The sequence below is a fragment of the Rhizobacter sp. Root404 genome, from assembly GCF_001425865.1.
In the GTDB taxonomy this organism is placed as follows: Bacteria; Pseudomonadota; Gammaproteobacteria; order Burkholderiales; family Burkholderiaceae_C; genus LMDS01.
On record NZ_LMDS01000004.1, the window covers coordinates 399,299 to 425,284 of the forward strand.

Sequence of the window (25,986 nt, forward strand, 5' to 3'; positions counted from 1 at the left end):
CAATGGCCAAAGAGAACCTGAACGACCTGCAAGCCTTCGTGGTGGTGGCGCGCGAGCGCAGCTTCACCCGCGCGGCCGCGCAGATGGGCATGTCGCGCTCGGCCCTGAGCCACGCGATGCTGGCGCTCGAAGCGCGCCTGGGGGTGCGCCTGCTCACCCGGACCACTCGCAGCGTTTCCACCACCGAAGCCGGCGCGCGCTTGCTTGAGACGGTCGCGCCGCGCCTGCAGGAGATCGAAGCCGAACTCGGCCAGCTCAGCGCGATGCGCGACAAGCCCGCCGGCACCGTGCGCATCACAGCGCATGACCACGCGATCAGCGCCGTGCTGTGGCCTCGGTTGCTGCCCTTGCTTCGGCAGTACCCGGACATCCGGATCGAATTCAGCGTCGACTACGCCTTTACCGACATCGCGTCGCAGCGCTTTGATGCGGGCGTGCGTGTAGGCGACCGAGTCGACAAGGACATGGTGGCGGTGCGCATTGCGCCGGACATGCGCATGGCGGTGGCCGCGTCGCCCGCCTATCTGGCAGGCAGGCCGATACCGAAGCGGCCCGCCGACCTGACCGCGCACCAATGTGTGAACCTTCGGCTGCCGACCCGCGGCAACCTGTACGCATGGGACTTCCAGAAAGGCAAGAAGGCCGTCAACGTGAAGGTTGATGGCCAGACCGTGTTCAACAGCACCACTCTCATGCTGCAGGCGGCACTCGACGGCATGGGTTTCGCCTACGTGCCTTTCGACGTCGTGCAGCCGCATATCGATGCCGGGCGGCTCGTGCCGGTGCTGGAAGATTGGTGGCCGAAGTTTCCAGGCTACCACCTGTACCACGCCAACAGGCGCCAGATTGCGCCGGCCCTGGCGCTGGTGATCGAGGCGCTAAGGGTGCGCAGCCTTGGGCTGCCTGCTACGGCATTGCCCCGCTGATGCGCAGGGCCTGGCAGCTCTTCGAGGGCGACGAGTGACACTGCAAGTTCGCGATCAATAGTCAGTCACCGGCAGGATGAGCGCCCTTGGCCGCCACTCGTCCGGCATCCTTCAGAAACGAGATCAGCAATCGCGCCGCCGGCAACAAGTACGCGCTCTCGCGGTAGGTCACCACCATGCGCCGCCGCATCGTCGTCTCCTTCAGCGGCACCTCCCTGAGCGGCGATCGAGCGTCCGATGGATCCAGGTGGTGCCGCGAGATGAAGCTCAACAACCCCGTCTCAGCAATCAGCGCCGGCAGCGTCAGCAGCATCGTGCTCTCGACCTGGACACGCGGCCGCGGCAAGCGCTTGCGATCGAAGGTGTGGTCGAGCCAGTCCCGTGTAGGCGCGCCGGGCGGCTGCAGCACCCAGCGGTAATCCGTGAGGTCGCGCAGCATCGGCTGGCCGCCGAAGAGCGGGTGCGTCACACTGGCCGCCACCACGATGTGGTCTTCGGCGAGGCGTTGGGATGCGAAGCCGGCCTCCGCGGCGCTCTCGGTGCCGACCATCAGGTCCAGTTCGCCCTTGCGCAACATCGGCTTGAGCGTGTCGATCAGCGCGACGACCGTTCGCAGCGTCACGTCGGGCGCGGTGGTCATCAGTTGCCGCGCCGCGGGCGGCAGGATGAACTGGGCGGCGGTAGGGACGATGCCGACGCGGATGTGCCCGGACAGCCCGCGACCGATCTCGCCGATCTCGCGCCGGGCGTCCTCCACGTCGAAGCGCACCCGCTGGGCCCACTTGAGCAGGACCCGCCCCGCCGGCGTCAGGCGGATCCCTCGGCCGGCCTTCTCGAGCAGCGGCGCGCCGCAGGCCTGTTCGAGCCTTCGCACGCTGCTAGTGAGCGCCGGTTGAGTGCGGTGGAGGCGTTCGGTCGCGCGCCCGATGTGCTCCAGCTCGGCGATGGTCTCGAAGTAACGCAGGTCACGCAGGTCCATTGCAAAAGTCCTGTGAATGAATCAGAAGAAACAATCGATTGGACTGTATAGATGCCGGCGCCAATACTCCAGCCAGATCAACGGGACGGCTGCAGTTCGCAGCGAGCCCACCGACGGAGACAGCACCGCATGCACCCGACTCGACGCACCCTCCTGGCGCTTGCCGCCGCCCTCATCAGCACCGGCGCGCTCGCGCAGTCCTATCCGGCCAAGGCGATCCGCGTGCTGGTCCCATTCCCGCCGGGCGGCGGCACCGACATCATTGCGCGCGAGGTCACGCAGAAGGTGTCGGCCTCCACGGGGTGGACCTTCGTCATCGACAACAAGCCGGGCGCCGGCGGCAACCTGGGCATCGATGCGGCCGCGAAGTCGCCCGCGGACGGCTACACCCTCGTCCTGGGCCAGACCAGCAACCTCGCGATCAACCCGACGCTCTACACCAAGCTGCCCTACAACCCGCAGAAGGACCTGGCACCGATCGGCCTGGTGGCCAGTGCGCCGTTGATCATCGTGGTGCCGGCTCAGTCGGCGTTCAAGACCGTGGCCGATCTGGTCGCCGCCGCCAAGGCCAAGCCCGGCGAGGTGAACTTCGCGTCGCCCGGCAACGGCACGGTCGCGCACCTGACCGGCGAGCTGTTCCAGAAGACCGCCGGCGTCAAGTTCCAGCATGTGCCGTACAAGGGTGCGAACCAGGCGCTGACCGACGTGATCAGCGGCCAGGTGCAGATCTACGTGTCCTCGGTGCCGTCGGTGTTGCAGCAGGTTCGCACCGGCAAGCTGCGCCCGTTGGCCGTCACCTCCGCGAAGCGGGTCGACGACCTGCCGCAGACGCCGACCGTCGGCGAAAGCGGCTACAAGGGATTCGACGCCGTCACCTGGTTCGGCTTCCTGGCGCCGGCCGGGACGCCGAAGGACATCGTGACGCGACTCAACACCGAGTTCAACAAGGCGCTGCAGCAGCCTGACCTGCGCAAGCGCCTGGCGGATGAAGGCGCCACGCCGCTGGGCGGGACGCCCGAGCAGTTCGCCGACCTGATCCGCGACGACATCGTGCGTTGGGGCAAGACAGTCAAGGAATCCGGCGTCCGTCTCGACTGACGACCCGCTCTGACGCCCTGTTGCGCGCCGAGCGCGCACGCCACCCCACCCGCAGGAGATTCCCATGACTCAAGCCGCCGCATTGCCCGATGTGATCCGTGAAGTGCAGCGTGTCGACGCCGCCACCGTCGCCGAGGCCGCCCGGTTCCCGTCGTCGATCCTGGCCGACGTCGCCGGTCGCCGCGGCGCGCTGAGCGGCCGGATCGCGCCGCTGGCGCCCTCGATGCGCTTTGCCGGGCCGGCCATCACGGTCGAGGTTCGGCCGGGTGACAACCTGATGATCCACGCGGCGATGGCTGTCGCCCAGCCCGGGGACGTGCTGGTGATCGACGGCAAGGGCGATCTGAGCAGCGCGCTGATGGGCGAGATCATGTCGCAGCAGTGCATCGCGCTGGGCATCGTCGGCGTGGTCATCGACGGCGCTGTGCGCGACAGCGAAGCCATCCGCGAACTCGGCTTCCCGATGTACGCCGCGGGCCTCAACCCGAACGGCCCGACCAAATCCGTGTCCGGTCGCCTGAACCACCCAATCTCGATCGGTGGCGTCAGTGTGCGGCCCGGCGACCTGGTGGTCGGCGATGCCGACGGCGTCACCGTGATCGAGCGGGACAAGGCCGCCGCGATGCTGCCGCTGGCCGCCGAGAAGGTGGCGGCAGAGACGAAGCGCATCGCCGACATCCGGAGCCGCAAGGCCCTGCGCCCGGCGTGGCTGGATGGCGCGCTGCGCGCCGCCGGCGTCATCAAGGACGGAGAGACGCTGTGAGTGGCCGGCCGGTGTTCCTGGTCACCGGCGCGGACCTGGCGCCCCAGGCCCTGGCGCTGCTCACCGACTACGACGTGGTCTATGCCGGCAAGGCGCCCAGCGAAGACGACATCGTCGCGCTGTGCCGGCGCCATGATCCGGTGGCGATCATCGTGCGCTACAGCAAGGTCGGCGCCGCGGCGATGGACGCCGCGCCCAGCCTGAAGGTCATCTCCAAGCACGGCAGCGGCACCGACACCATCGATAAGGTGGCCGCCGGCGCGCGCGGCATCCAGGTCGTGGCCGCCGTGGGCGCCAACGCCGCGGCCGTGGCCGAGCAGGCGCTGGCCCTGTTGCTGGTCTGCGCCAAGGCGGTGGTCCCGCTCAATGAACGGATGCACGCGGGTCACTGGGACAAGGCGACCCACAAGAGCGTGGAACTGGAGGGCCGCACCGTCGGCGTGATCGGCCTGGGCGCGATCGGCCAGCGCTTCGCGAAGGTGGCCGACGCGCTGGGGATGCGCGTGCTCGGCTTCGATCCGTTCGCCCAGAATCTGCCGGCTTACATCCAGCGCTGCGAGCTGGAAGCGATCTGGCGCGATGCCGACGTCATCTCGCTGCACTGCCCACTTACCGCCGACAACGCGGAGTTGCTCAATGCGCGAACCCTGGCCGCCTGCAAGCCGGGCGTGATCGTGGTCAACACGGCCCGCGGCGGGCTGATCGACGAGGCTGCGCTGCTGGCCGCGCTGCGATCCGGTCAGGTCGCGTGTGCCGGGCTGGACAGCTTCGCGGTGGAACCGATGCCGGTCCCGCATCCGTTCCACAGCGAGCCGCGTCTCGTGCTCAGCCCGCACATCGGCGGCGTCACGGCCGATGCCTACGTGAAGATGGGCGTGGCCGCCGCGCGCAATGCCTTGGCGGTGCTCGACACCCAAGTGCAAGGCAAGGCATGAAAAGGTTCCCCTGCACGTGCTGAGCTGGCTCGTTGACAACGGGCTAGGGTGCAGAGCAGCAGCGTAGCTAAACACCTGGTGCACGGTTCGATCGAGTGACCGCTTCTTGGATGCGGAAACGGCTTGTCCATGACCGCGTTTGGCCGGGAGCCGAGTTCCACGCCGGTGTCAGGAAGCTGACCATCGTGTCACGGGTCGCTGGTCGCTAAGGTCAGCTTACTGGCGCTTCGTTGGAGACCCGGTGTCGGCCATGAACTGCCGTCATCTGTCTGTTCTCTGTTGCTCCGCCTCAACCCAGACGGCGCCGACGCGGCGTCTGATGGGCTGGGCTTCGACAGCGTGCCTGCGGCGCAACTTGACGTTGGAGAAGTGGTTCGAATCAGACCCCGCGTCAAGGAGGTGGCTCGTGATCAGAAGACTCATCGAATGTTGGACGGTGGCTGCTTGCATCTGCGCGTAATCGGCGTTTGCCGCAGGGTGGCCCTCGGCATCGACCATGCTCTGAACTTCGATCAAGGCGGTGTACAGACGTCGGTCCTGATCGAGCTTGCCGGCGCGATCTGGGAGGGCAGTGAAACCCGCCTCGGCAGTACATTCTGGAAGGCGGCAGACTCGATGTTGCTGGCCGATCTGTCTGCCGAGATCCGAACGCGCGTCTTTCGGCGTGCCCGCCCTGAGTAGGCAACCACCCAAACGACTGGTTCGGTCCTTCCTCACACCGGAGCTTTCCGAGCGGCGAGGTGGCGCACATCACGGCCATCGTGACGCCCTTCATCGCCGAATACCGGCGTGATCAGCCCCTGGTCTGGGCGTTGGCCGGTCTACCCGCGTATGTCGGCGTGGCGAGGATGAAATCCCAGGCGCATTGGCAGACGGACATCCTCGCCGCGATGGCCCTGGCAGCACGAGCGTGAATCCGCCTGGACGGTGACAGCGCTTCCCCACGGTGGGCTTCAAACGGCGCTTTTGAGTGCTCTCGACTGCGGCGGGGAATGGTCGACGGTTCAGGACACGACGAGTTCATCGGCTTCGCAGCGGCACGCCGCCTTGACGGAGATAGCGGTAGACCGTGGTGCGGGAGATGTCCAGGTTGCGCGATGTGTGGCTGACGCTATGACCGGTCCGCTCGAATTCGGAGAGCACCCTTTGCATGGCCCCCTGCTGGAGCACGGAGACAGCTGACGGGCCTGCCGTCGGCAACAGGCACTCCACATCGGTCGCCGTCAGTCGTCCGGTCGGGTGCATAAGCAGCGCGCGGGTCAGCACGCCGCGCAACTCGCGCATGTTGCCGATCCAACGATGGCGTCGCAGCCGCGCAAGGCCCCCATCGTCGATGCATGCCGAGCTGTCGATTTCCGCCAGGATGCTGCGCGCCACGGTATCGAAATCGCTGCGTTCTCGAAGCGGCGGAAGCTCGAGGCGCACGATGCTCAGGCGATGGAACAGGTCAGCGCGAAAACGCCGCGCGGCGATCTGCGCTTCCAGGTCGGCATGGGTCGCCGCGAGCAGTTGCACGTCGACCGGGCGTGAATGGGTTGCACCGACGGGCCGCACCTGGCGGTCATCCAGGAACCGCAGCAGCGCGGCTTGCAAAGCGAGCGGCAATTCGCCGATTTCATCGAGCAGCAACGTACCGCCGTCGGCGGCGTGAATCAGCCCGCGACTTCCCTCGCGCCGCGCGCCCGTGAAAGCGCCCGCGGCATATCCGAACAGTTCCGCCTCGAACAGCTCGGCCGGCAGCGCCCCGCAGTTCACGGCGACGAACGCGCCCTTTCGCTCGCTGCTGACGTGGGCATGTCGCGCCAGCAGTTCCTTGCCGGTGCCCGTCTCGCCCAGGATCAGCATCGGCACCTGCAGCCGCACCGCGGCCTCGGCCATGCGCAATGTCGACTGGACCACTGAGTCGTCGCAGATCATGCGTGGTAACGGCGCTGCCGGGCGCGTCTGGAACCCGCTGTCTTTGTGACGTGAGCGAGGCGCAGGAATATGGTCTTCTCTCGCTTCAGGGTGGAAACCGGCGTTGCTCGAATGTGCCGACGTCCCGGACCGACGCGAGGTGTTCACGCATCGCGCGACCAGGGTGCTGCCAAACGTGTCGCGCAGCCGAATCTCAGAATCGACACCCAGACGCGCGACGAAACGCTCGAACGTCTCTTCGAAGATGCCGTCGAACGGTGTGCCGCGATTAAGAACGAGCCCGCTGAGCACCCCCTGAGCGCGCGCATTGGCAGCGCTGACTCGCCCCTCGTCGTCGAACGCGATCAGCCCGCAGCTCAGCGTCGCGAGAAACTCTGGGCGGGGGTGGACCGCGATTACGAGATGGCCTCGCATCTGCTCGGCAAGCAACAGGTTCTCCACGTGCGTCGCGGCCATCTGCACCAGCGCCTGGGTGTGCTGCTGGCGCGACTCGACGTACGACGACGCATCGAGAACGCCAACGAGCTCTCCTCGTGCATCGCGGATGGGAGAAGCGGCGCACGAGATGTCGCCGTGCTGGAAGAAGTAGTGCTCGAGTCCGTTGACCGCGACCGAGCGACCGGTTGCCAGCGCGGTCCCGAGCCCATTGGTGCCGCACACTGCTTCGGACCAGCAGCTCCCCGCGACAATGGCCGCGTCCGAGCCGTTCATCTGGAACCGGTTGTCGGCGTACAGGTCGAGGATCACGCCTTCGTGGTCCGCAAACGCCAGCAGGAAATTCGAGCCGGCGATCTGGTGCATCAGCGTCTCGATCTCGGCCAGCGCCAGCCGACGCACGGGATCCAGCCGCTGGCGGCGCCGGGCCAAATCGTCGGCATCGACGATCACCGGCGCCGGCGGGGCGGCCAGGTCGAGGTTGGCGCGGCTGCACCGCACCCAGCTGTCGAGGATCTCGACGGGTGGCAGGCCCCCGGGGGGAAGGGCAGATCCGCGTGCTCGAACGGCCCGGGCATGGGCCAGCACGCGCTCGTCGGCGGGTGTCATCGGGTGATCTCCTCTTGGCCGCCATTGATAGGGCGGTCCGTTTTCCTGGCGATGGCGCGTCAAAGTTAACAGGCGCATCGGGTCTGAGCAACTGCACAGATTCTGGACAAGTGGACGCACGGGCGTGCCGGAACTGCACGGCGGGGCCCAAACGAAGGCACGGAGGTTCCCCGTAGGTGCAGGGGCGCCCCCTAGGGAAAGCCCTGCGTGGTACGCCGATTGCGCAGGTGCACGTGCCAGCAATGGTTTGCATGCAACAACATTCAGGAGATTAAATTGACCACACGAACGTTCGACAGGTTTGCAATGACCGCGGCTGCAGCCGCCGTCGTCATCCTCGCGACCCTGGGCGCGGCCCTGCCGGCACAAGCCCAGCAGCAGAACATCGAAAAGCTCAAGCAGATGAAGGTCTCGGGGACCGACCCGACGATCCCGACCGTGTCGCAGACCGGCAAGAACGCCGACCAGCTGCGCGAGAACCTCAAGCGCGTGAAGCTGCCGCCCGGCTTCAAGATCGATCTATACGCCGTGGTGCCCGATGCGCGCTCGATCGCAGTCGCACCGTCGACGAACATGATGTTCGTCGGCACCCGCAAGACCAACGTCTGGGCCGTGACCAACCGCAACAGTGGTGACACCGCGACCGAGGTCAAGGAGTTCGCGCCGTCGCTCAAGTTCCGCAACCCGAACGCGGTGTGCTGGACCAAGGACGGCTTCCTGATCGTCGTCGAGAGCAACCGAGTGCTGACCTTCCCAGCCGCGGAGTTCTTCTACGAGGGCGCTGACGTTGCGGTGGGCGAGGTGGTGCCGCAGGGCCAGCTGATCCCTCCGGAAGAGGAGTCGTTCAACCACAGCGGGCGAGTCTGCCGGATCGGCCCCGACAACAAGCTCTACATCACGCTCGGCCAGCCCTTCAACGTGCAGCCGCGCGAGAAGCTCGGGCTCTACACCAAGGTGGGCATCGGCGGCATCGTGCGCATGAACCAGGACGGCACCGGCCGCGAGGTCTACGCCACCGGCGTGCGCAACTCGGTCGGCATGGACTTCAACCCGAAGGACAAGACGCTCTGGTTCACCGACAACCAGACCGACGGCATGGGAGACGACATCCCGCTGGGCGAGATCAATCGCGCGACCAAGCCCGGCCAGTTCTTCGGCTATCCGTACATCGTGAGCAAGACCCGCATCACCGAGAACGGCTACGACAAGGACCCGCTGCCGGCTAACACCGTCAACCCCGAAGTGATGACCGTCGCGCATGCGGCCGACCTGGGCATGGCGTTCTACACCGGCAAGCAGTTCCCGGCCAAGTACCAGAACGGGTTCTTTTCTGCGCAGCACGGGTCGTGGAACCGCACCAAGCCGGTCGGCGCACAGCTGCTGTTCACGTCGCTGAAGGCAGATGGCACGGCCGACAAGAACGAAGTGTTCGCCGAGGGCTGGCTCGACGAGGCCACCGGCACCTATCGCGGACGCCCGGTTGACGTCGCGGTCGCGAAGGACGGCTCGCTGTTCGTGTCGGACGACTACGCCGGCGCGATCTACCGCATCACGTACACCGGGCCGTGATGATCCGCAGCCTCGTCACGGGGCTGGCGCTCGCCGGACTCGCTTGCGTCGCCCACGCCGCCGATGGCGACGTGGCGGCGGGTCGTCAGAAGGCTGCGGCCTGCGCGGTCTGCCACGGTCCGCTCGGGTTGGCGACCCTGCCCGATGCGCCGAACCTCGCCGGCCAGTCGGCGATCTACCTCGCGGCCCAGCTCAAGGCCTACCGAGGCGGCAGCCGCCAGCACGAGGTCATGACGTTGATGGCCAAGCCGCTCAGCGACATGGACATCGACAACCTGGCGGCCTGGTATTCGTCCCTGAAAGTCCAGGTCCAACCGGTCCCTTGACCGGGCGCCTGTACCTTGACGCTATCGCGTTCATGAGCCGACGTCCACGCAAGCGTGGCGTCATCCATTCGAAAGAAGGTCGATGAAGAGTGTGCTGCTGAACGGTGCGGTCATAGCCTCGCTATGCGGCGCAATCGAAGCCGATGCGCAATTTGCTATGACTCAGCCGCAGCTCGCGCCGGTGGTGGTGACGGCCACCCGCATCGAATCGCTCGCCGCCGACGTGCCGGCATCGATCACCCGGATCGACGGCGACGACGTGACAACGCCCACGCGCTGGTCAACATCTCGGAGAGCCTGGGCGCCGTGCCGGGCCTGCTGGCGCGCGACCGCCAGCACTATGCGCAGGACGTGCAGATCTCGGTGCGCGGCTTCGGCGCGCGCTCGACCTTCGGCATCCGCGGCGTGCGGCTGTATGTCGACGGCATCCCGGTCGCAACGCCGAAGAGTCCTTGCGCCAGAGTGAAGAGCAGTTCCGGCTGCTGGTCCAGGGTGTTACTGACTAGGCGATCCACATGTTCGATCCAAACGGCTTTGTGGCCAACTGGAACGCCGGCGCACAGAGGAGTGCGGGACGCCGTTTCAAGAGACCGCGGGCTGGGCTCCTGGCGTGTGCGGTCAGTCGGTGCAAGTGACCTCTACGGATGCGATGACACAGCTTTTGGCGCGGATTCCCAGAGGGTGAGCGCCACGCAAGACCCTTTGCGCGTCGAAAAGTACCGCGATCGCGATTGCTCCTAACGCAGTCTTAGTGTCAACGGTCGTTGCGAACGCACTGCCTCAGCGCAATGTGGTCTCGCGCCGCGAGCTCTTGACGTGTCCACTAGAGGCTTTCAGCGAATATGTGCCCCCACCGCTTGGCATTTCGCGAAGCCAGAGTTCGCGTGCTCGGGGATGGGTCGTTACATGCCAAACCGTCCTTGAACTCAGTTCTGAATCGCCCAGCAGGCAAGGTTTGATTTGCGAGATCATGCGCGGCCGAGATAGGTCGCGATTCGTTCGCGTAGCCCTGGTCTCGCCGCGGAGCGCACCAGCGCTGCAAGGTCCGCGTCCGCGTCGTTGTGACTCAACCGCTCGAACAGTGAAGCGCGGCTCGCGTTGTCGATCGAGCTGGCAACGCCACCTGCAACGGCGACCGCCTGATCCCACTCATGGAGTTCGCGGAGCTCCTCGACAAAGCCAATCGTCAGTGCCCCGGCGGCGTTAAACGTGCGCGCTTCTTGCAGAATCGACCGCGCCTGGGCTACTCCGACGATCGCCCCGAAGCGCCGCGTGCCGAGCACCAGTCCAAACTTCAGCCCCGGCATCCGAAAACTCGCATCGGCACTCGCAATGCGTTTGCGGCATGCGCCGATCAGGTCGACGCCGGCACCAAAATTGCGCCCGTGTGCGAGCGCAAGCGTCAATGCCGGCGACGCCTCAATCGCGTTCAGCAGCAGCTCGATGCGCACGAAGCGCAGCAGCAGGTCACCCTCGCTCTGCGCGTCGAAGCCGGTGAAATCGAAGCCGGCGCTGAAGTTCGAGCCGGCACCACGGAACACCAGCAGCGCCGCGCCGGCCGCGTCGGCACGAGCCACGCCGTCGAGCAGCGCCTCGACCAGCGACGCCGACAGCGCGTTGCGCTTGTCGGGCCGGTTCAACGTGAAGATCCAGGCCGGGCCGTCGGCCTCGACCAGCAGCTCGCTCACGACGTGACCGCCGCGCGCAGCGGATCGAGGAGTTCCGCGTTGTGCTCGCCGAGCGCCGGTGGCGGGCTGCGCAACGGCAGACCCGCGCCGGACAGGCGAAGCGGCGAGACGAACGTGCGCGTGACCTCGCCGTTCGGCAGCGTCAGCGGCTGCACCCACTGCATGTGCTCGACCTGTGGATCGACCAGTACCTCGGAGTAGCTGTTGATCGGTGCGCTCGGCACACCGGCGGCCTGGAAGCGCTGGAGCCACAGGACCGTGTCGTCCTGCGTGAAGCGGGCCTCCAGGATCTCGAGCAGCGCATCCTGGTGCTTTGCGCGCAACGTCGGAGACGTGAAACGATCATCGGCCAACAGTTCGGGCATGGCGACAACCTCGCAGACCGAGCGCCACAGCGCGTTGTTGCCCGCGGCCATGCCGAAGTAGCCGTCGCGGCTGCGGAACACCCGATAAGGCGCGTTGCGCGGGTGGGCGGAGCCGAGCGGCTGCGGATCGCGCCCGCTGCCGAAGTATTCGGAGGTCTGCAGGGCCGCGATGCCGAGCGTGGCGCCGAGCATCGGCACATCGAGGTGGGCGCCCTGCCCGGTCGCCTCGGCCTGGCGCAGCGCCGCAACGATCGCGAACGCGCCGTACAGGCCGGCCGAGAAATCGGCCAGCGGCACGCCACACTTCACCGGCGGCCGGCCGGCCTCGCCGGTCACGCTCATGATCCCGCTCATCGCCTGGATCGTCAGGTCGAAGCCGCCCTCCTGCGCGCGCGGGCCAGTCTGGCCGTAGGCCGAGATCGAGCAGAACACCAGCGCCGGCCGGATCGCCGCGAGCGCGGCGTAGCCGACGCCGAGCCGGTCCATCACGCCGGGCCGGTTATTCTCGATAAGCACATCGGCCTCGCGCACCAGCGCGCGCAGCAGGTCGCGGTCGGCCGGATCCTTCAGGTTCAGCGTCACCGAGCGCTTGTTGCGGTTCAGCGAGGCGAAGTTCTCGCTGTAGCCCTGGTTCAGCGGCGGCCAGCTGCGCAGCGTGTCGCCGCCTTCGGGATGCTCGACCTTGACCACGTCGGCGCCCATGTCGGCCAGCAGCATGCCGCAGTACGGGCCGGCGGCCACGTTGCAGACCTCGATCACACGCACGCCTTCGAGCGGCAGGGGGGTCATTCGGATTCCTTGTTCATCGTCGTCGTTGTCGTCATGCGGGGTAGAGCTTGCCGGGGTTCATGATGCCAGTCGGATCGAGCGCGCGCTTGATCGTCTTCATCACCTCGACCGCCGCGCCGTGCTCGGTGCGCAGGTGCACGATCTTGTGCAGCCCGATGCCGTGCTCGCCGCTGCAGGTGCCGCCCATCTCGATCGCGCGCCGCGTGACGCGGAACGCCAGCGCCTCGGCGCGCGCGCACTCGTCGGCATCGGCCGGGTCGTGCAGGATGCCGAGGTGGAAGTTGCCGTCGCCCACGTGGCCGACGATCGGCGCGAGCAACCCGCTGGCCGCGATGTCGGCCTGCGTCGCAAGCAGGCAGGCCGGCAGTTCGGAGATCGGCACGCAGACGTCGGTCGCCATGTTCTTCTTGCCCGGCGCCATCGCCATCGCCGCGTGGTACGCGTTGTGGCGCGCCTTCCAGAGGCGGTTGCGGTCCTCGGGCCGCGTCGCGAACTCGAAGCGGCTGCCGCCGAACTCGGCCGCGATCGCCTGCATCGCCTCGGCGTCCTCGGCCGCGCCGGCGAGGCTGCCGTGGAACTCCAGGAACAGCGTCGGCTTCTCGGCGTAGTCGAGCTTGGAGTAGGCGATGCAGGCGCGCATCCGCACCTCGTCGAGCAGCTCGATGCGCGCGACGCGCAGCCCCGACTGCATGGCCGCGACGGCCGCGCCGATCGCGCCGTCCAGGTCCGCGAACTGGCAGACGGCCGCGACGATGGACTCGGGCACCGGGTGCAGCCGCACCTGGATCTCGGTGATCACGCCGAGCGTGCCCTCGCTGCCGATGTAGAGGTGCGTCAGGTCCAGCCCGGCCGAGGATTTGCGCGCGCGCCCGCCGGTGTGGATCACCTGCCCGTCGGGCGTGACCACGGTCAGGCCGAGCACGTTCTCGCGCATCGTGCCGTAGCGGACGGTGTTGGTGCCGGACGCGCGCGTCGCCGCCATGCCGCCGAGCGTGGCGTTGGCGCCGGGGTCGACGGTGAAGAACAGCCCGGTGTCGCGCACCGCCGCGTTCAGCGCCTCGCGCGTGACGCCCGCCTGCACGCGGCAGTCCATCGATTCGGCCGAGACCGACAGCACCTGGTCGAGCCGCGACAGGTCGAGCGAGACGCCGCCGTGCAGCGCCGCCAACTGCCCTTCGAGCGACGAGCCCGCGCCGTACGGCACCACCGGCACGCCGTGCGCGTGACACAGCCTGAGGATGGCCGCGACCTCGTCGTTGCCGTTCGGGAACACGACCACGTCAGGCATGCCGCAGGCCGGCAGCCCCTCGCCGTGGCTGTGCTGCTCGCGCAGCGCCTGGCCGGTGACGGCACGCGGGCCGAGCAGCTCGGCCAGGCCGCGCAACACCGCCTGCAGCGCTGGAGCGTCGGGCCGCTCGAACGCGACCGCCGTGGCCGCGTCCATCAGGCCTCGTGCCCGAACATCGACTTGATCTCGAGGAAGTCCTCGATGCCGAAGCGCCCCCACTCGCGGCCGTTGCCTGATTGCTTGTAGCCGCCGAACGCCGCGGCCCGGTCCACGCCCGCGCCGTTGATGTGGACCATGCCCGCGCGCAGCCGCCGCGCGACGCGGCGGGCGTGGTCTAGGTCGCCCGAACTCACATAGCTGGACAGCCCGTAGACCGTGTCATTGGCGATCGCGACCGCGTCGTCCTCGTCGGTGTAGGGCAGGATCGCCAGCACCGGGCCGAATACCTCCTCGCGCGCGATCGTCATTTCGTTGCGCACGCCGGCGAAGATCGTCGGCTTGACGTAGTAGCCGGTGCCCAGCCCCTCGGGCCGGCCGGTGCCGCCCGCGACCAGCTCGGCGCTCTCGTCAATGCCTTGCTGGATCAGCCCCTGGATCTTGGCGAACTGAGCCGCGCTGATCACCGGGCCGAGCACGGTGCCCTCGGTGCGCGGGTCGCCAACCACGACCTGCGCCGCGACCTCGCGCGCGATCGCCACGGCCTCGGCATGCCGATCCTTGGGCACCAGCAGGCGGGTCGGCGCGTTGCACGACTGGCCGCTGTTGTTGAAGCAGGCGCGCACGCCGTGCGTGACCGCACGCTTGAAATCGGCGTCGCCGAGGATGATGTTGGGCGACTTGCCGCCCAGTTCCTGGTGCACGCGCTTGACGCTGTCGGCCGCGGCCTTCGCGACCAGCACGCCGGCGCGCGTGGAGCCGGTGAACGAGACCATGTCCACGTCCGGGTGGCTGGCCATGCGCGTGCCGACCACCGCGCCGTCGCCGTTGACGAGGTTGAACACGCCCGGCGGCACGCCCGCCTCGTCGAGGATCTCGGCGAAGATCAGCGCCGAGATCGGCGACATCTCGCTGGGCTTGAGCACCATCGTGCAGCCGGCCGCGAGTGCGGCCGCGACCTTGCAGCCGACCTGGTTCATCGGCCAGTTCCACGGCGTGATCAGCGCGCACACGCCGACCGGCTCGCGCACCACGCGGGTCTTGTTGACGACCTCGTCGAACGCATGCTCCCGCAGCACCGACAGCGCCTCGCGCAGGTGTGCCAGCCCCGCCGCCGCGTGCGCCTGGCGCGCCAGTGCGAGCGGTGCGCCCATCTCGCGCGAGATCGCTTCGGCCAGCTCGCCCTGGCGCCGCTCGTAGACCGCGATCACGCGTTCGAGCAGCGCGACGCGCTCCTCGCGCGTCGACATGCCGAAGCTCGCGAACGCGCGGCGCGCGGCGGCGACGGCGTCGTCCACGTCCTGCGCCGAGCCCATGGCGATGGATGCGAACGGCTGCTCGGTCGACGGGTCGATCACATCGACCCGGGTCGTGCCGTGCGGCGCGCGCCACGCGCCATCGATGTAGAACTGGAGCGAATGGTCGGTCATGCGGTGGTCTCCTGAAGTCGGTGGGTCTCGATCGAGACGAGGCAGGTGTGCGCCGAGCAGCCCTGGCCGAAGTGCGACGTGCCCTTGTCCAGCGTGAGCACGTTGGGGTTGCCGGAGCGCTCGAGCGGGTTCTCGCCTTCGTCGGCCGGGTCGTACCAGGCGCCGGTCGGCAGCACCGCGACGCCGGGGCGCACGGTGTCGACGACGCAGGCGCTCGCCAGGCACTGGCCGCGCGCGTTGAACAGGCGCACGACGGCGCCGTCCTCGATGCCGAAGCGGCGCGCATCGGCCGGGTTGAGCCAGACCTGCTCGCGGCCGTCGCGCTTGCTGGCCTGCGCGGCCGGCGCGTCGTCGAGCTGGCTGTGCAGCTTGCCCTGAGGCTGACGCGACATCAGGTGCAGCTGGTCTGGCGCGGCGCGGCCCAGCCACTCGGCCGGCTCCAGCCACGCCGGGTGCGGCGGGCAGTCGGCCAGCTGCAGGCCTTCCAGCTCGCGGCTGTAGAGCACGATGCGGCCGCTCTCGGTGGCCAGCGGGTGCGCGGCCGGGTCGGCGCGGAAGCGGTCGAGGAAGACATGGTTCGAGCGCGTCGGCACGCGCGCCGCGCCCTCCGCCCAGAAAGCTTCGAACGCGGGCATCGGGTGCTTGAGCCGGCGCTCGGCGTCCTCGCGCGTCAGGTCGTACATCAGGCGGATCCACGCCATCTCGTCGCGACCCTCGCTGAACGCGGGCTCGACGCCCAGCTCGTCGGCGATGTGGCGGAAGATGTCGTAGTCGTTGCGCGCCAGGCCGAGCGGCGCGATCGCCTGCTGCATCGCGATCAGGTGGTCGGAGCGCTTGTTGCCGGAGATGTCGTTGCGCTCGATCGAGCTGGTCGCGGGCAGCACGATGTCGGCGCGCCGGGCGGTCGCGGTCCAGACCGGGTCCTGCACGACGATGGTCTCGGGGCGCGCCCACGCGCGGCGCAGCCGGTTCAGGTCCTGGTGGTGGTGGAAGGGGTTGCCGCCGGCCCACAGCACGAGGCGGGTGTCGGGGTAGGTGCGGGTCTGGCCTTCGTAGGTGAAGGTCTGCCCCGGGTTCAGCAGCAGGTCGGAGATGCGCGCCACCGGGATGAAATCGGCAGTCGGGTTGCGGCCCTGCGGCAGCGACGGCGAGCGCGAGACCGCCATCGGCGCGCCCACGCCGCCGAGCGAGGCGTAGCCGAAGCCGACCCCGCCGCCCGGCAGCCCGATCTGGCCGATCGCCGAGGCCAGGCCGAGCGCGGCCCAGAACGGCTGCTCGCCGTGGTCGGCGCGCTGCAGGCTCCAGCTGACCGTGATCATCGTGCGCGTCGCGACGACGCGGCGCGCCAGCTCGCGGATGCGTTCGGCGTCGATCTCGCAGATCGCGGCGGCCCAGGCGGCGTTCTTCACGACGCCGTCCTGCGCGCCGTTCAGGTAGCCGATCAACTCCTCGCCGCCGCTGCAGCAGCGCGCGAGGAAATCGCGGTCGTGGTGGCCGGCGGCGACGATCTCGCCGGCCAGGCCGAGCATCAGCGCGGTGTCGGTGTTCGGGCGCACCGGCCACCACTCGGCCGGCACCCAGTCGGGGATGTCGTCGCGCACCGGCGAGACCAGCACCACGCGCACGCCGCGCGCGACCATCGTGCGCAGATTCTGCTCGAGCGTGTGGCGCGCGATGCCGCCGGCCTCGCTCTGCGCGGTGCGCGGCGAGAGCGCGCCGAACACGATCACCGTCTCGGCATGCTCGGCCACGGAATCGAGCGTGTTCGCGCCGCCGCCGCAGGCCTCGGCGTCGCCGAGCGTGTGGCGAAGGATCACCGGGCCGGCAGCGATGCTGTAGGTGTCGACATGGCCGGTGTAACCGCCGACGAGGTTCATCATTCGCTTCAGCTGCGAGGACGCGTGGTGGAAGCGCCCGCAGCTCGTCCAGCCGTACGAGCCCGCGAAGATCGAGCCGTTGCCGTGCTTGGTGCGCACGCGGTCGATCTCGCCGGCGACGAGCTTCGCGGCCTCGTCCCAGCCGACCGGCACGAATTTGTCGCCGGGCGCGCGCGGCCCCGGGCCGCGGTGCCTGAGCCACGACTCGCGCACCATCGGCTGCGCGATGCGGTAGGTCGGGTCGGCCCAGTGCCGCACCGAGTGGATGATGGGCGACGGCGCCGGGTCGCCGGCGAAGGGCTCGGCGCCGATCACGCGGCCGTCCTCAACCAGCAAGGTGTACGCGCCCCAGTGGCTGCAGTGGCTGAATCGCTGGATGCTCATGGCGGTGTCTCCTCGCTCAGATCACGGCCTCGATCAGGAACGGGCCGCGGCTCGCGAACGCGCGCTTCAGCAGGTCGACGAAGGCCTCGGCGCTGTCAGCGCGTGCCGCCTCCACGCCCATGCCCTTGGCGAGGTGCACCCAGTCGAGCGCCGGGTCGTCCAGGTCGAGCATGCGGCGCGCGTTGCGGCCCGGCTCGCCGGCGCCGACGTTCTTCAGTTCGTTGTGCAGGATCGCGTAGCGGCTGTTCGCGAACACGATGGTCACCACGTCGAGCCGCTCGCGCGCCTGCGTCCACAGCGCCTGCACCGTGTACATGCCGCTGCCGTCGGCCTGCAGCGTGACGACCTTGCGCTGCGGGCAGGCCACGGCCGCGCCGGTGGCCAGCGGGATGCCGATGCCGATCGCGCCGCCGGTCAGCTGCAGGAAATCGTGCGGCCGCGCGCCGTAGGTCGGCTTGAAGAAGTTGCGGCCCGACGAGACCGATTCGTCGACGACGATCGCGTGCTCCGGCATCAGCGCGGTCAGGGCCTGCGCGATCGCGTCCGGCGTGAGCCGGCCGGTGGGCAGCGCGGCGTCGGCCCGCGCGGCGAGCTCGGGGAACACGTCACGGCCGATGCCGAGTTCGTCGGCGAGCGCCTGCAGCGCGGCGCCGAGGTCGACATCGCGCCCCGCCATCTCGATCACCTCGCAGTCGGCCGGCAGCATGCTGCTCGGCTTGTCCGGGAACAGGAAGAACGCGACCGGCGCCTTGGCACCGACCAGGATCACCTGCTCGGTCTGCGCGAAGGTGGCGAGCGCCTGGTCGACGTTGTACGGCACGCGGTCGATCGGCACGCGGCCGGCGCCGCGCTCCATGCGCGCGTTCGATTGCTGGGCCATCAGCCGCGCGGCGCTGTGGCGCGCGATGCGGCTCGCGAGTTCGAGCGCCGGCCCGCGCAGCGCGTGGCCGGACAAGAGGATCGTGGTGCTTCGGCCGCTGCGCAGCGCGCGCGCGGCGAGCGTGATCTGCGCCGGATCGGGCGCGCGCGGCGCCGCGAGCGGCACCTCGACGGCGGCGCTCGCGGTCTCGTCCCACGCGGCATCGGCGGGCAGGATCAGCGTCGCGATCTGGTGCGGCCAGGCCATCGCCGCGCCGATCGCGGCGGCGGTGTCGCGGCCCACTTCGTCGGCCGAGGCGGTGCGCTGCACCCAGTTCGACATCGGCCGCGCGAGCGACTCGATGTCGCTGGTCAGCGGCGCGTCGTACGGCAGGTGCTCGGCCGGGTGTTCGCCGACGATGTTGACGACTGGCGAGAACGCGCGCCGCGCGTTGTGCAGGTTCGCCAGGCCGTTCGCGAGGCCGGGGCCGAGGTGCAGCAGCGTCGCGGCCGGCTTGTCGGCCATGCGCGCGTAGCCGTCGGCCGCGCCGGTCACGACCCCCTCGAACAGGCCGAGCACGCAGCGGATGCGCGGGTTGCGGTCGAGCGCCGCGACGAAATGCATCTCGGAGGTGCCGGGGTTGGCGAAGCAGACGTCAACGCCGTTCGCCAGCAGGGTCTCGCAGAGCAGATCCGCGCCGTTCATGGGGTGTGTCCTGGTGAGTCGCCGGCGAGTTCGCGGGCTTGCTGCTGGAGCGCGACCAGCTCGGGCCACATCGGTCCGAGCACATCGATCAGGCGCTTGTAGAGGTCGAACTTGCGGTCGAGGAAGCGGGCGTGCGCGCCGGGTGTCGGGGCATCGATCCTGCTGTCGCCGGCGAGCCAGCGTGCGCCGAGCTCGCGCATCGCCACACCACCGAGGTGGTGACCGGCAATCAGCCCGATGCCGACCAGCCCGGCGTGCGGCGAGGCCGGCCGCAGCACCCGACGGCCGAGCACGGTGGCGAGCAGCGCGGCGAAGGTGTCGTCGTGCGCGAGCCCGCCGCCGAACGCGACCGCCCCGCCGTCGTCGCCCAGGCTGTCATGGCTGAGGCGGGCGTTGAACGCGAGCGCCTCGCGCGCCGCCCAGGCGAGCTCGGCCGCATCGGTCGCGGCGCACAGGCCGATCAGGCTGGCGCGCGCGTTCGGGTCGGTCAGCGGCGCGCGCTCGCCGCCCGGCTCGAAGAACGGGTGCAGCACCACGCCCGACGGCGCGCACACCGACGCGCTCGGTGCCGCCGGCTGGCCGAGCAGCGCGCGCATGTGGCGCAGCGTGGTCGTGCCGTTGAAGCCGGCATGGATGCAGAAGTACGCGCCAGGCACGATCGAGGCCTGCAGCATCGCGCCGCGCGGGCGTGCCGGCAGCGCCGCGGCGCTCGCGAAATGGCCGACGTGGATCGCGCTGGTGCCGAAGATCGACGCGCGGTTCACGCCGTCGAGCACGCCGACGCCGACGCCGATCGCGGTGGCCTGCACGTCGCTCGGCCCGAGCATCACCGGCAGGCCGGTCGGCAGGCCGAGCGCGGTGGCGGCCGCGGCGGTCAGCGGGCGCGGGCTGTCGGCGATGGTCGCGAGCGCGGGCAGGCGTTCGCGCAGCCCCTGCAGGCCGAGCAGGCGCGGGATCTCGTCGGCCACGCATTGGCGGCGCCAGTCGCCCCAGGTCAGCATCGCGGTCGATGGCTCGCAGCCGAACTTGCCGGTCAGCCCGTGGAACAGCCACTCCTTCGCGCGCAGCACGTGCGCGATGCGGGCGTAGCGCTGCGGGTCGTGGCGCTGCAGCCAGAGCAGCTGGATCGATGGCGAGGCGAGTGTTGGCTGCGTGCCGGTGATCTCGGCGATCGCGGCCAGCGTGCCGGCGGCCTCCAGCTCGGCGAGCAGCGCGCCGGCGCGACCGTCGAGCCAGGTCGAGGCCAGGCCGAGCGGCTGGCCCTGCGCGTCGAGCGGCCACACGCCCTCGCCCTGCCCGGTGACGATCAGCCCGCGCGGCTGGCCGCGGCCGCGCGCGCGCTCGGTGCAGGCGCGCAGCGTCTGCCAGGCCTCGTCGCGCGTGACCGCCATGTCCTGCTCGGCGCGCACGCCGTCGCGGCGCAGCGCACCGTTCGGCATCTCGTGCAGCGCGACCAGTTCGCCATCGAGCGTGAAGGCCGCGGCCTTGACCGCCGTGGTGCCGGCGTCGAGGCAGAAGATCAGGTCGGCCACGTTGTGCCCAGGCGAACGCTCACACCGCCTGCTTCAGCTTCTGCTGCACACCCGGCGTCTGCTGGCCGTAGGTCTTGAACTTCTCGAGCACGCGAACCATTTCCTCGTCCGACAGCGTCGGCGGCGTGCCCAGCGGCAGGCAGGCGAGGTAGAGCGCGGCCATCTCCTCGATCGTGACCGCCAGCGCCATCGCTTTGCCGAGGTTGACGCCACCGGCCACCGAGCCGTGGTGCGCGAGCAGGCAGCCGCGACGGTCCTTCATCGCGACGAGGATCGCGTCGCCGAGCTCGGCCGTGCCGAAGGTCTCGTACTTCGCGCAGCGGATGCTGTTACCGCCGGCCGAAGCGACGACGTAGTGGATCGCCGGGATGTCGCGCTCGAGGATAGATACCGCCGTCGCGCTGGTCGAGTGGGTGTGGACCACGGCGTTCAGGTCGGCACGGGCCTGCAGGATGTCGCGGTGGAAGCGCCATTCGCTCGACGGCAGGATGTCGCCCTCGTAGGTGCCGTCCCAGTTCATGAAGACGACCTGGTCGGGCGTCATGCCGGCGTAGGCGATGCCGGTGGGCGAGACGTAGAAGCCTGCTTCGCCGCGCACGCTGATGTTGCCCGAGGTGCCCTTGTTGATGCCCAGGCGCGCCATGCTCTGCAGCGCCTCGACGATGCTGGTGCGGATCGCGAGATCGGTGGAATTGGTGGTGGTGGTCATGTGGAACTCACTTGGCTGGATAGAGGGGCGGCTGGCCGTCGAGGATGCGCGCGATGTCTTCGGCGAGCATGGTCGCGGCCTTGGTGATGCTGAAGATCGACGCGCCCGCGATGTGCGGCGAGAGCGTCACGTTCGGCAGCTGCAGCAGCGGCGAATCGGGCGGCGGCGGCTCGGGATCGAAGGTGTCGAGCGCCGCGCCGCGCAGCTGGCCCGAGACCAGCGCGTCGTACAGCGCCGGGTAGTCGAGCACCTGGCCGCGCGTCGTGTTGACGACGTACGAGCCGCGCTTCATCTGCGCGATCTGCGCGCGGCCGATCATGTTCTTCGTCTCCGGCGTGACGCGCGGGTGCAGTGTGACCACGTCGGACTCGGCGAGCAGCTGGTCGAGCGGCACCTTGGAGATGCCGAGCGCCCTTTCCTCTTCGGCGCTCAGCTGCTTGTACGGATCGGCCACCAGGATGCGGCAGCCGAACGGCACCAGCAGCCGCGCCACCCGCGTGCCGATGTCGCCGAAACCGATGATGCCGACGGTCAGCTCGCACAGCTCGGGACCGGCGTGGTCGTGGTGATAGAAGTCGCGCTTGAAGCTGCCGTCCTTCACCGACAGGTGGCCGCGCACGATGTTGCGCGTCTCGGCCAGCAGCGAGGCGACCGTGAACTCGGCCACCGCCGAGGCGTTGCGCCCGGGCGTGTTGATCACGGTCACGCCGCGCCGCTTCGCCGCGGCGGTGTCGACGTTGACCGGCCCGCCGCGCGAGACCGCGACGACCTTCAGGTTGGGCGCACGCGCGAAGGTCTCGTCGATGATCGGCGCGAGGTGCGTGATCAGGATGTCGAGGTCGGCCGCGAACGCGTAGTAGTCCTCCGGCCGGCCGAGGAACTCGGCCACCGGCAGGGTCGGGTCCTTCTTGGTCGACTGCAGCTTCAGCGGCCAGTCGAGCAGCATGCTGCGGGTGTCGAAGCGGCGTTCCGGCATGCGCGCGCGCAGCGCCTTCTCGAAGAACGAGGGCTGCATGAAGCCGTCGCCGACGATGCCGACTTTCAGGGGTTGGTCTGCCAACGGAATTCTCCTTGTAGGGGTTCAGGCGACCGGCGTGCGCGGAAGCACGGCCGCGTACTCGGCCGGATCGAGACCGCGCTCGCGCAGGATCTCGTCGGTGTGCTGCGCGAACGTCGGAGGGCGCTGGCGGTAGGTGGCCGGCGTGCGCGAGAGCTTCACCGGGCTGCCGGTGCCGCGGTAGCCGTCGAGGTCGACGACCATGCCGCGGTGATGCGTGTGCGGGTCGGCGACGACCTGGTCGAGCGTGCGCACCGGGCCACAGGGCACGCCGGCGTCGATCAGCCGCTTCGCGATGTCGACGCAGTCGAGCTGCGCTAGCGACGCAACCAGTTCCACGCGCAGTTCGTCGCGGTGCCGGTTGCGCTCGGCGTTGGTGAGGAAGCGCGCGTCGGTCGCGAGCTCGGGGCGGCCCAGCACCTTGCACAGCGTCGCGTACTGGCGGTTGTTGCCGACCGCGAGGAACAGCGGCGTGGTCGCGGTGTCAAATGCGTCGTACGGGCAGATGTTCGGGTGCTGGTTGCCGGAGCGCTTCGGCACCTTGCCGTTCAGGTAGAAGTTCGGCAGGTGCGGGTGCAGCAGCGAGACGCCGGAGTCGTACAGCGTCGACTCGACGAACTGGCCCTGCGCGCTCTTGTTGCGCTCCTGCAGCGCGAGCAGGATGCCGATCACCGCGTTCAGGCCGGTCACCAGGTCGATCACCGGCACGCCGACGCGTAGCGCCGCGCCGCCCTCCTCGCCGTTGACGCTCATGATCCCGCACATCGCCTGCACCGCGGCGTCGTAGCCGGGCTGGCTGCCGTAAGGACCGTCGGCGCCGAAGCCGGAGATGCGACAGTGCACGAGCTTTGGGAAGCGCGCGCGCAGCGCCTCGCTGCCGAGGCCCCAGCGTTCGAGCGTGCCGATCTTGAAGTTCTCGATGAACACGTCGGCGCCTTCGAGCAGGCGCATCAGGAGCTCTTGGCCGGCGGGCTGTGCCATGTCGATCGAGATGTCGCGCTTGTTGCGGTTGACGCCGACGAAGTAGCTGGCGGCGTCGCCGTCGAACGGCGGGCCCCAGGCGCGCGTCTCGTCGCCGGACGGCGGCTCGACCTTGATCACGTCGGCGCCGTGGTCGGCGAGCACCTGGCCGCAGTACGGGCCGCCGAGCACGCGGCTCGCGTCGATCACGCGCACGCCGGCGAGTGCGCCGGTGGTCGCCGGGGCGCTGGGGTCATTCCACATGGTTGCTGGCTTCCTGGGAGAGTTGGTTCGCGAAGTCGGGGTAGGTCTCGTGCAGCTCGGCGCGCACGCGGCCGCGCAGCAGCGCGAGCGTCTCGACGTCGGGGGCGTCGGTCTCGGCGAGCGCCGGGTCGGCGTCGAACGCGAAGCCGGTCGCGTCCTGCACCTGCGCGAGCGTGACGCCGGGGTGCAGGCTGACGAGCCGGAAGCGGCCCCTGGCGGCATCGAACATGAACAGGCCGAGGCCGGTGAGCAGCGCGTGCGGCCCGCCGGTGCGGTGCACGCCGGGCGGGCTGATGCCGGGCGCGCTGACGAAGTCGACCTTGTCGACGAAGACGCGGCGCGAGTGCTCCTCGCGAAACAGGATCACGCGCGGCACCACGAAGTACAGGTAGGCCGAACCGAAGGAGCCGGGCCAGCGCACCTTGCTCTGCGGGTAGTCACCGGCGCCGACGAGGTTGATGTTGCCCTGCCCGTCGATCTGGCCGCCGCCGAGGAAGAACGCGTCGATGCGGCCCTGGCCGGCGCAGTCGAACAGCTCGGCCGAGCCGTTGGTGAAGAAATTGTGCTTGACCGAGCCGAGGATCGACAGCCGCACCGGCCGGCGACCTGCGGCCTCGTCCTGCGCGCGCAGCAGCATCGCGGCGGCCGCCGGGATCGGCGACGACGCGCCGACCGCGACGTGGCGCACGCCGGCCAGCAGGCGCGCGATCGTGACGATCAGCAACTCGCGTGAGGTGGCGGTGGCGCTCATGCGCGCTCCCCTTCTGCCATCCACGCCGCGAAGCCTTCGGGCGTGCGCGCCATCTGCGCGTAGCGGATCAATGCCGCGGTGTCGGGTGGGTACTCGCCCCACAGCCCGTACGGCAGCGCGCCGCGCGGCACGTGGGCGATGCCCTCGACATACAGCGCCGGCAGCACGCCGGCGGCGGTGAGCTCGTCGGCCAGCAGCGAGGTCTCGACGATGCGCTCGACGGTCACGTAGGTGCGCTTGCTCGCATACGCCATCGCGGCGAGCTCGCGGCGCCGGCCGATCCAGACGTTGCCCTCGCGATCGGCCATCGGCGCGTGGAAGATCGCGATGTCGGGGTTCAGCGCGGGGATCGCGACCACCGGATCGGGCTCGTTCGCGAACGGGTTGTCGAGCACGCGCCAGTCGTCGCGGTGCTTGAGCACGTCGGTGCCGATCAGGCCGCGCAGCGTGGTGAAGGGTGCGCCCTTCTGCGCCGCCATCAGGCCGGCGTGGATCGCAGGGCAGGTGCTGTCGCGCAGCGCGAGCGTGCCGTTCGCGACGGCGCGCATGAAGCACGGCGCGCCGCCCGCCTCGCCCAGGCTCACGGCGCTGGTCTCGACGGTACGAACCAGGCCAGCGCCGATCAGCATGTCGAACTGCAGGCCGGCGGTCGGCACGCCGATCAAATAGAGGTCGCGTGGCGCGCGCCGAATAAGCGGGCGCGTGACCGCCATCGCGACGCCGGCGTAATCGACCGGCAGCGCGAGGCGGCAGCCGTCCGGCACCTCGGCGGCGATGGCATCGACGGTCATCAACGGGTTCATCGTGGAATTCGCTTTCGATTCAGTGCGCGCTGCGCAGCACGCTCGCCAGCCCGACGGGCCGCGGCGCGGCGCGCTGGCCGAGCGCCTGCGCAAGCATGTCGGCCGCGTCCCGCACGCAGCCGGCGAAGCGCTTCAGCTGCATCGCGCCGAAGCGCTGCGCCGGGCCGGAGATGCCGATCGCGCCGACCACCTCGCCCGAGCCGTTGAACACCGGCGCAGCCAGGCCGAACACGCCGGCCCGCCACTCGCCGCGGTTGACGGCGTGGCCGGCGCGGCGTACGCCGAGCAGTGCCTCCTGCAGCTCGTCCATGCCGACGATCGAATCGGGCGTGTACGCATGCAGGCGCGGCTCGATGCCGTCGAGCAGCTCGGGCGGCGCGAACGCCAGCATCGCCTTGCCGGTGGCCACGCACCAGGCCGGCGCGCGCCCGCCGACGCGGGTGTAGGCGCGCACGTCGTGCGCGCTCTCGATCTTGTCGAGGTAGACGACGTCGAGCCCGTCGAGGATCGACAGGTGCACCGTCTCCTTCGTGGATTCGGCCAGCGACTGCATCGCCGGCCGGCCGAACTGGGTCAGGTCGAAGCGGCTCATCACCCGGCAGCCGAACTCCCACAACCGCGGCGTCAACTCGTAGGTGCCTAGCGCACCGGTCTGACGCACATAGCCCTGCGCCTGCAGCGTGCCGAGCAGCCGGTGGACGTTGCTCTTGGTCATCTGCAGCTCGAGCGCGAGCTCGGTGACGCCGCGCGGCGCGTCGCTGCCGGCGAGCGCCTCGATCAGGCGCAGCCCCTTGATGAAAGCCTTGTCCACC

General features: G+C 69.5%; 22 protein-coding genes and 1 pseudogene. 8 read left to right on the forward strand and 15 right to left on the reverse strand.

What is annotated here, in order from left to right; genetic code table 11:
• The first annotated feature begins 2 nt into the window (after positions 1 to 2).
• On the forward strand, positions 3 to 926 hold the full coding sequence (locus ASC76_RS06430) for a LysR family transcriptional regulator (protein ID WP_056464097.1): 924 nt from the start codon (positions 3 to 5) through the stop codon (positions 924 to 926).
• A gap of 61 nt (positions 927 to 987) precedes the next feature.
• Here the strand turns inward: ASC76_RS06430 and ASC76_RS06435 are convergent, their stop codons facing one another.
• On the reverse strand, positions 988 to 1,905 hold the full coding sequence (locus ASC76_RS06435; protein WP_056464099.1) for a LysR family transcriptional regulator: 918 nt from the start codon (positions 1,903 to 1,905) through the stop codon (positions 988 to 990).
• A 129-nt stretch (positions 1,906 to 2,034) separates the two neighbouring features.
• Between ASC76_RS06435 and ASC76_RS06440 the strand changes: the two genes are divergently transcribed.
• The 5 genes and pseudogenes from ASC76_RS06440 to ASC76_RS24335 form a co-directional block, all read left to right on the forward strand.
• Positions 2,035 to 3,003: a tripartite tricarboxylate transporter substrate binding protein gene (locus tag ASC76_RS06440; RefSeq protein WP_056464101.1), complete on the forward strand. Its 969-nt coding sequence runs from the start codon at positions 2,035 to 2,037 to the stop codon at positions 3,001 to 3,003.
• Between the two features lie 64 nt (positions 3,004 to 3,067).
• Positions 3,068 to 3,766 carry an RraA family protein gene (locus ASC76_RS06445; protein WP_056464103.1) on the forward strand — a complete coding sequence of 233 codons (699 nt, stop codon included), beginning with the start codon at positions 3,068 to 3,070 and terminating at the stop codon, positions 3,764 to 3,766.
• Entirely contained in the window at positions 3,763 to 4,701 is a 939-nt protein-coding gene (locus tag ASC76_RS06450) for an NAD(P)-dependent oxidoreductase (RefSeq protein WP_056464106.1), read from the forward strand. Before ASC76_RS06445 ends, ASC76_RS06450 begins: the two co-directional genes overlap by 4 nt.
• Positions 4,702 to 4,980: 279 nt before the next feature.
• Positions 4,981 to 5,382, forward strand: coding sequence for a hypothetical protein (locus tag ASC76_RS25100; RefSeq protein ID WP_157615365.1), 402 nt, complete (start codon positions 4,981 to 4,983; stop codon positions 5,380 to 5,382).
• A 41-nt stretch (positions 5,383 to 5,423) separates the two neighbouring features.
• Positions 5,424 to 5,615 (forward strand): annotated as a pseudogene (locus ASC76_RS24335) (phosphatase PAP2 family protein); the annotation flags it as partial.
• A gap of 106 nt (positions 5,616 to 5,721) precedes the next feature.
• Here ASC76_RS24335 and ASC76_RS06460 read toward each other — a convergent pair.
• Entirely contained in the window at positions 5,722 to 7,662 is a 1,941-nt protein-coding gene (locus tag ASC76_RS06460; protein WP_056464111.1) for a sigma-54-dependent Fis family transcriptional regulator, read from the reverse strand.
• Positions 7,663 to 7,968: 306 nt separating this feature from the next.
• Here ASC76_RS06460 and ASC76_RS06465 point away from each other — a divergent pair, with 306 nt between their 5' ends.
• Complete coding sequence (locus ASC76_RS06465; RefSeq protein ID WP_056464113.1) at positions 7,969 to 9,231, forward strand: sorbosone dehydrogenase family protein; 1,263 nt, start codon at positions 7,969 to 7,971, stop codon at positions 9,229 to 9,231.
• The gene (locus ASC76_RS06470; protein ID WP_056464115.1) at positions 9,231 to 9,557 is read left to right on the forward strand and encodes a cytochrome c; all 327 of its coding nucleotides are present in this window, start codon (positions 9,231 to 9,233) and stop codon (positions 9,555 to 9,557) included. The genes ASC76_RS06465 and ASC76_RS06470 overlap by 1 nt, the downstream gene beginning before the upstream one ends.
• A 968-nt stretch (positions 9,558 to 10,525) precedes the next feature.
• Here the strand turns inward: ASC76_RS06470 and ASC76_RS06475 are convergent.
• Genes ASC76_RS06475 through ASC76_RS06535 form a run of 13 tightly spaced genes read right to left on the reverse strand, consistent with a single transcriptional unit; the run spans position 10,526 to position 25,985 of the window.
• Positions 10,526 to 11,245 (reverse strand): enoyl-CoA hydratase/isomerase family protein, encoded by a 720-nt coding sequence (locus ASC76_RS06475; protein ID WP_056464117.1) that lies wholly within the window; start codon positions 11,243 to 11,245, stop codon positions 10,526 to 10,528.
• The gene (locus ASC76_RS06480; RefSeq protein ID WP_056464119.1) at positions 11,242 to 12,399 is read right to left on the reverse strand and encodes a CaiB/BaiF CoA-transferase family protein; all 1,158 of its coding nucleotides are present in this window, start codon (positions 12,397 to 12,399) and stop codon (positions 11,242 to 11,244) included. Before ASC76_RS06480 ends, ASC76_RS06475 begins: the two co-directional genes overlap by 4 nt.
• 31 nt (positions 12,400 to 12,430) lie before the next feature.
• Complete coding sequence (locus ASC76_RS06485) at positions 12,431 to 13,843, reverse strand: FAD-binding oxidoreductase (protein WP_082548846.1); 1,413 nt, start codon at positions 13,841 to 13,843, stop codon at positions 12,431 to 12,433.
• Positions 13,843 to 15,273, reverse strand: coding sequence for an aldehyde dehydrogenase family protein (locus ASC76_RS06490; protein WP_056464121.1), 1,431 nt, complete (start codon positions 15,271 to 15,273; stop codon positions 13,843 to 13,845). Before ASC76_RS06490 ends, ASC76_RS06485 begins: the two co-directional genes overlap by 1 nt.
• Positions 15,270 to 17,534 carry a molybdopterin-dependent oxidoreductase gene (locus ASC76_RS06495; protein WP_056464123.1) on the reverse strand — a complete coding sequence of 755 codons (2,265 nt, stop codon included), beginning with the start codon at positions 17,532 to 17,534 and terminating at the stop codon, positions 15,270 to 15,272. The genes ASC76_RS06490 and ASC76_RS06495 overlap by 4 nt, the downstream gene beginning before the upstream one ends.
• A gap of 16 nt (positions 17,535 to 17,550) precedes the next feature.
• Complete coding sequence (locus ASC76_RS06500) at positions 17,551 to 19,098, reverse strand: acetolactate synthase large subunit (RefSeq protein ID WP_056464125.1); 1,548 nt, start codon at positions 19,096 to 19,098, stop codon at positions 17,551 to 17,553.
• The gene (locus tag ASC76_RS06505; RefSeq protein ID WP_056464127.1) at positions 19,095 to 20,630 is read right to left on the reverse strand and encodes an FGGY family carbohydrate kinase; all 1,536 of its coding nucleotides are present in this window, start codon (positions 20,628 to 20,630) and stop codon (positions 19,095 to 19,097) included. Before ASC76_RS06505 ends, ASC76_RS06500 begins: the two co-directional genes overlap by 4 nt.
• Positions 20,631 to 20,649: 19 nt before the next feature.
• Positions 20,650 to 21,339 carry a class II aldolase/adducin family protein gene (locus tag ASC76_RS06510; protein ID WP_056464129.1) on the reverse strand — a complete coding sequence of 230 codons (690 nt, stop codon included), beginning with the start codon at positions 21,337 to 21,339 and terminating at the stop codon, positions 20,650 to 20,652.
• 7 nt (positions 21,340 to 21,346) lie between these two features.
• Positions 21,347 to 22,399, reverse strand: coding sequence for a 2-hydroxyacid dehydrogenase (locus tag ASC76_RS06515; protein WP_235580370.1), 1,053 nt, complete (start codon positions 22,397 to 22,399; stop codon positions 21,347 to 21,349).
• 21 nt (positions 22,400 to 22,420) lie between these two features.
• Complete coding sequence (locus ASC76_RS06520) at positions 22,421 to 23,620, reverse strand: CaiB/BaiF CoA-transferase family protein (RefSeq protein ID WP_056464131.1); 1,200 nt, start codon at positions 23,618 to 23,620, stop codon at positions 22,421 to 22,423.
• Positions 23,610 to 24,371: a CoA-transferase gene (locus ASC76_RS06525; protein ID WP_056464133.1), complete on the reverse strand. Its 762-nt coding sequence runs from the start codon at positions 24,369 to 24,371 to the stop codon at positions 23,610 to 23,612. Before ASC76_RS06525 ends, ASC76_RS06520 begins: the two co-directional genes overlap by 11 nt.
• On the reverse strand, positions 24,368 to 25,174 hold the full coding sequence (locus ASC76_RS06530) for a CoA transferase subunit A (protein ID WP_056464135.1): 807 nt from the start codon (positions 25,172 to 25,174) through the stop codon (positions 24,368 to 24,370). The genes ASC76_RS06525 and ASC76_RS06530 overlap by 4 nt, the downstream gene beginning before the upstream one ends.
• 19 nt (positions 25,175 to 25,193) lie before the next feature.
• Positions 25,194 to 25,985: an IclR family transcriptional regulator gene (locus ASC76_RS06535; protein WP_056464137.1), complete on the reverse strand. Its 792-nt coding sequence runs from the start codon at positions 25,983 to 25,985 to the stop codon at positions 25,194 to 25,196.
• Between the last annotated feature and the right edge of the window lies 1 nt (position 25,986).

Excerpts from the sequence above, each read along its gene's own strand:
- ASC76_RS06430 (WP_056464097.1), top strand. The coding sequence starts at position 3 with ATGGCCAAAGAGAACCTGAACGACCTGCAAGCCTTCGTGGTGGTGGCG.
- ASC76_RS06435 (WP_056464099.1), bottom strand. The coding sequence starts at position 1,905 with ATGGACCTGCGTGACCTGCGTTACTTCGAGACCATCGCCGAGCTGGAG.
- ASC76_RS06440 (WP_056464101.1), top strand. The coding sequence starts at position 2,035 with ATGCACCCGACTCGACGCACCCTCCTGGCGCTTGCCGCCGCCCTCATC.
- ASC76_RS06445 (WP_056464103.1), top strand. The coding sequence starts at position 3,068 with ATGACTCAAGCCGCCGCATTGCCCGATGTGATCCGTGAAGTGCAGCGT.
- ASC76_RS06460 (WP_056464111.1), bottom strand. The coding sequence starts at position 7,662 with ATGACACCCGCCGACGAGCGCGTGCTGGCCCATGCCCGGGCCGTTCGA.
- ASC76_RS06465 (WP_056464113.1), top strand. The coding sequence starts at position 7,969 with ATGACCGCGGCTGCAGCCGCCGTCGTCATCCTCGCGACCCTGGGCGCG.
- ASC76_RS06470 (WP_056464115.1), top strand. The coding sequence starts at position 9,231 with ATGATCCGCAGCCTCGTCACGGGGCTGGCGCTCGCCGGACTCGCTTGC.
- ASC76_RS06480 (WP_056464119.1), bottom strand. The coding sequence starts at position 12,399 with ATGACCCCCCTGCCGCTCGAAGGCGTGCGTGTGATCGAGGTCTGCAAC.
- ASC76_RS06485 (WP_082548846.1), bottom strand. The coding sequence starts at position 13,843 with ATGGACGCGGCCACGGCGGTCGCGTTCGAGCGGCCCGACGCTCCAGCG.
- ASC76_RS06490 (WP_056464121.1), bottom strand. The coding sequence starts at position 15,273 with ATGACCGACCATTCGCTCCAGTTCTACATCGATGGCGCGTGGCGCGCG.
- ASC76_RS06495 (WP_056464123.1), bottom strand. The coding sequence starts at position 17,534 with ATGAGCATCCAGCGATTCAGCCACTGCAGCCACTGGGGCGCGTACACC.
- ASC76_RS06500 (WP_056464125.1), bottom strand. The coding sequence starts at position 19,098 with ATGAACGGCGCGGATCTGCTCTGCGAGACCCTGCTGGCGAACGGCGTT.
- ASC76_RS06510 (WP_056464129.1), bottom strand. The coding sequence starts at position 21,339 with ATGACCACCACCACCAATTCCACCGATCTCGCGATCCGCACCAGCATC.
- ASC76_RS06520 (WP_056464131.1), bottom strand. The coding sequence starts at position 23,620 with ATGTGGAATGACCCCAGCGCCCCGGCGACCACCGGCGCACTCGCCGGC.
- ASC76_RS06525 (WP_056464133.1), bottom strand. The coding sequence starts at position 24,371 with ATGAGCGCCACCGCCACCTCACGCGAGTTGCTGATCGTCACGATCGCG.
- ASC76_RS06530 (WP_056464135.1), bottom strand. The coding sequence starts at position 25,174 with ATGAACCCGTTGATGACCGTCGATGCCATCGCCGCCGAGGTGCCGGAC.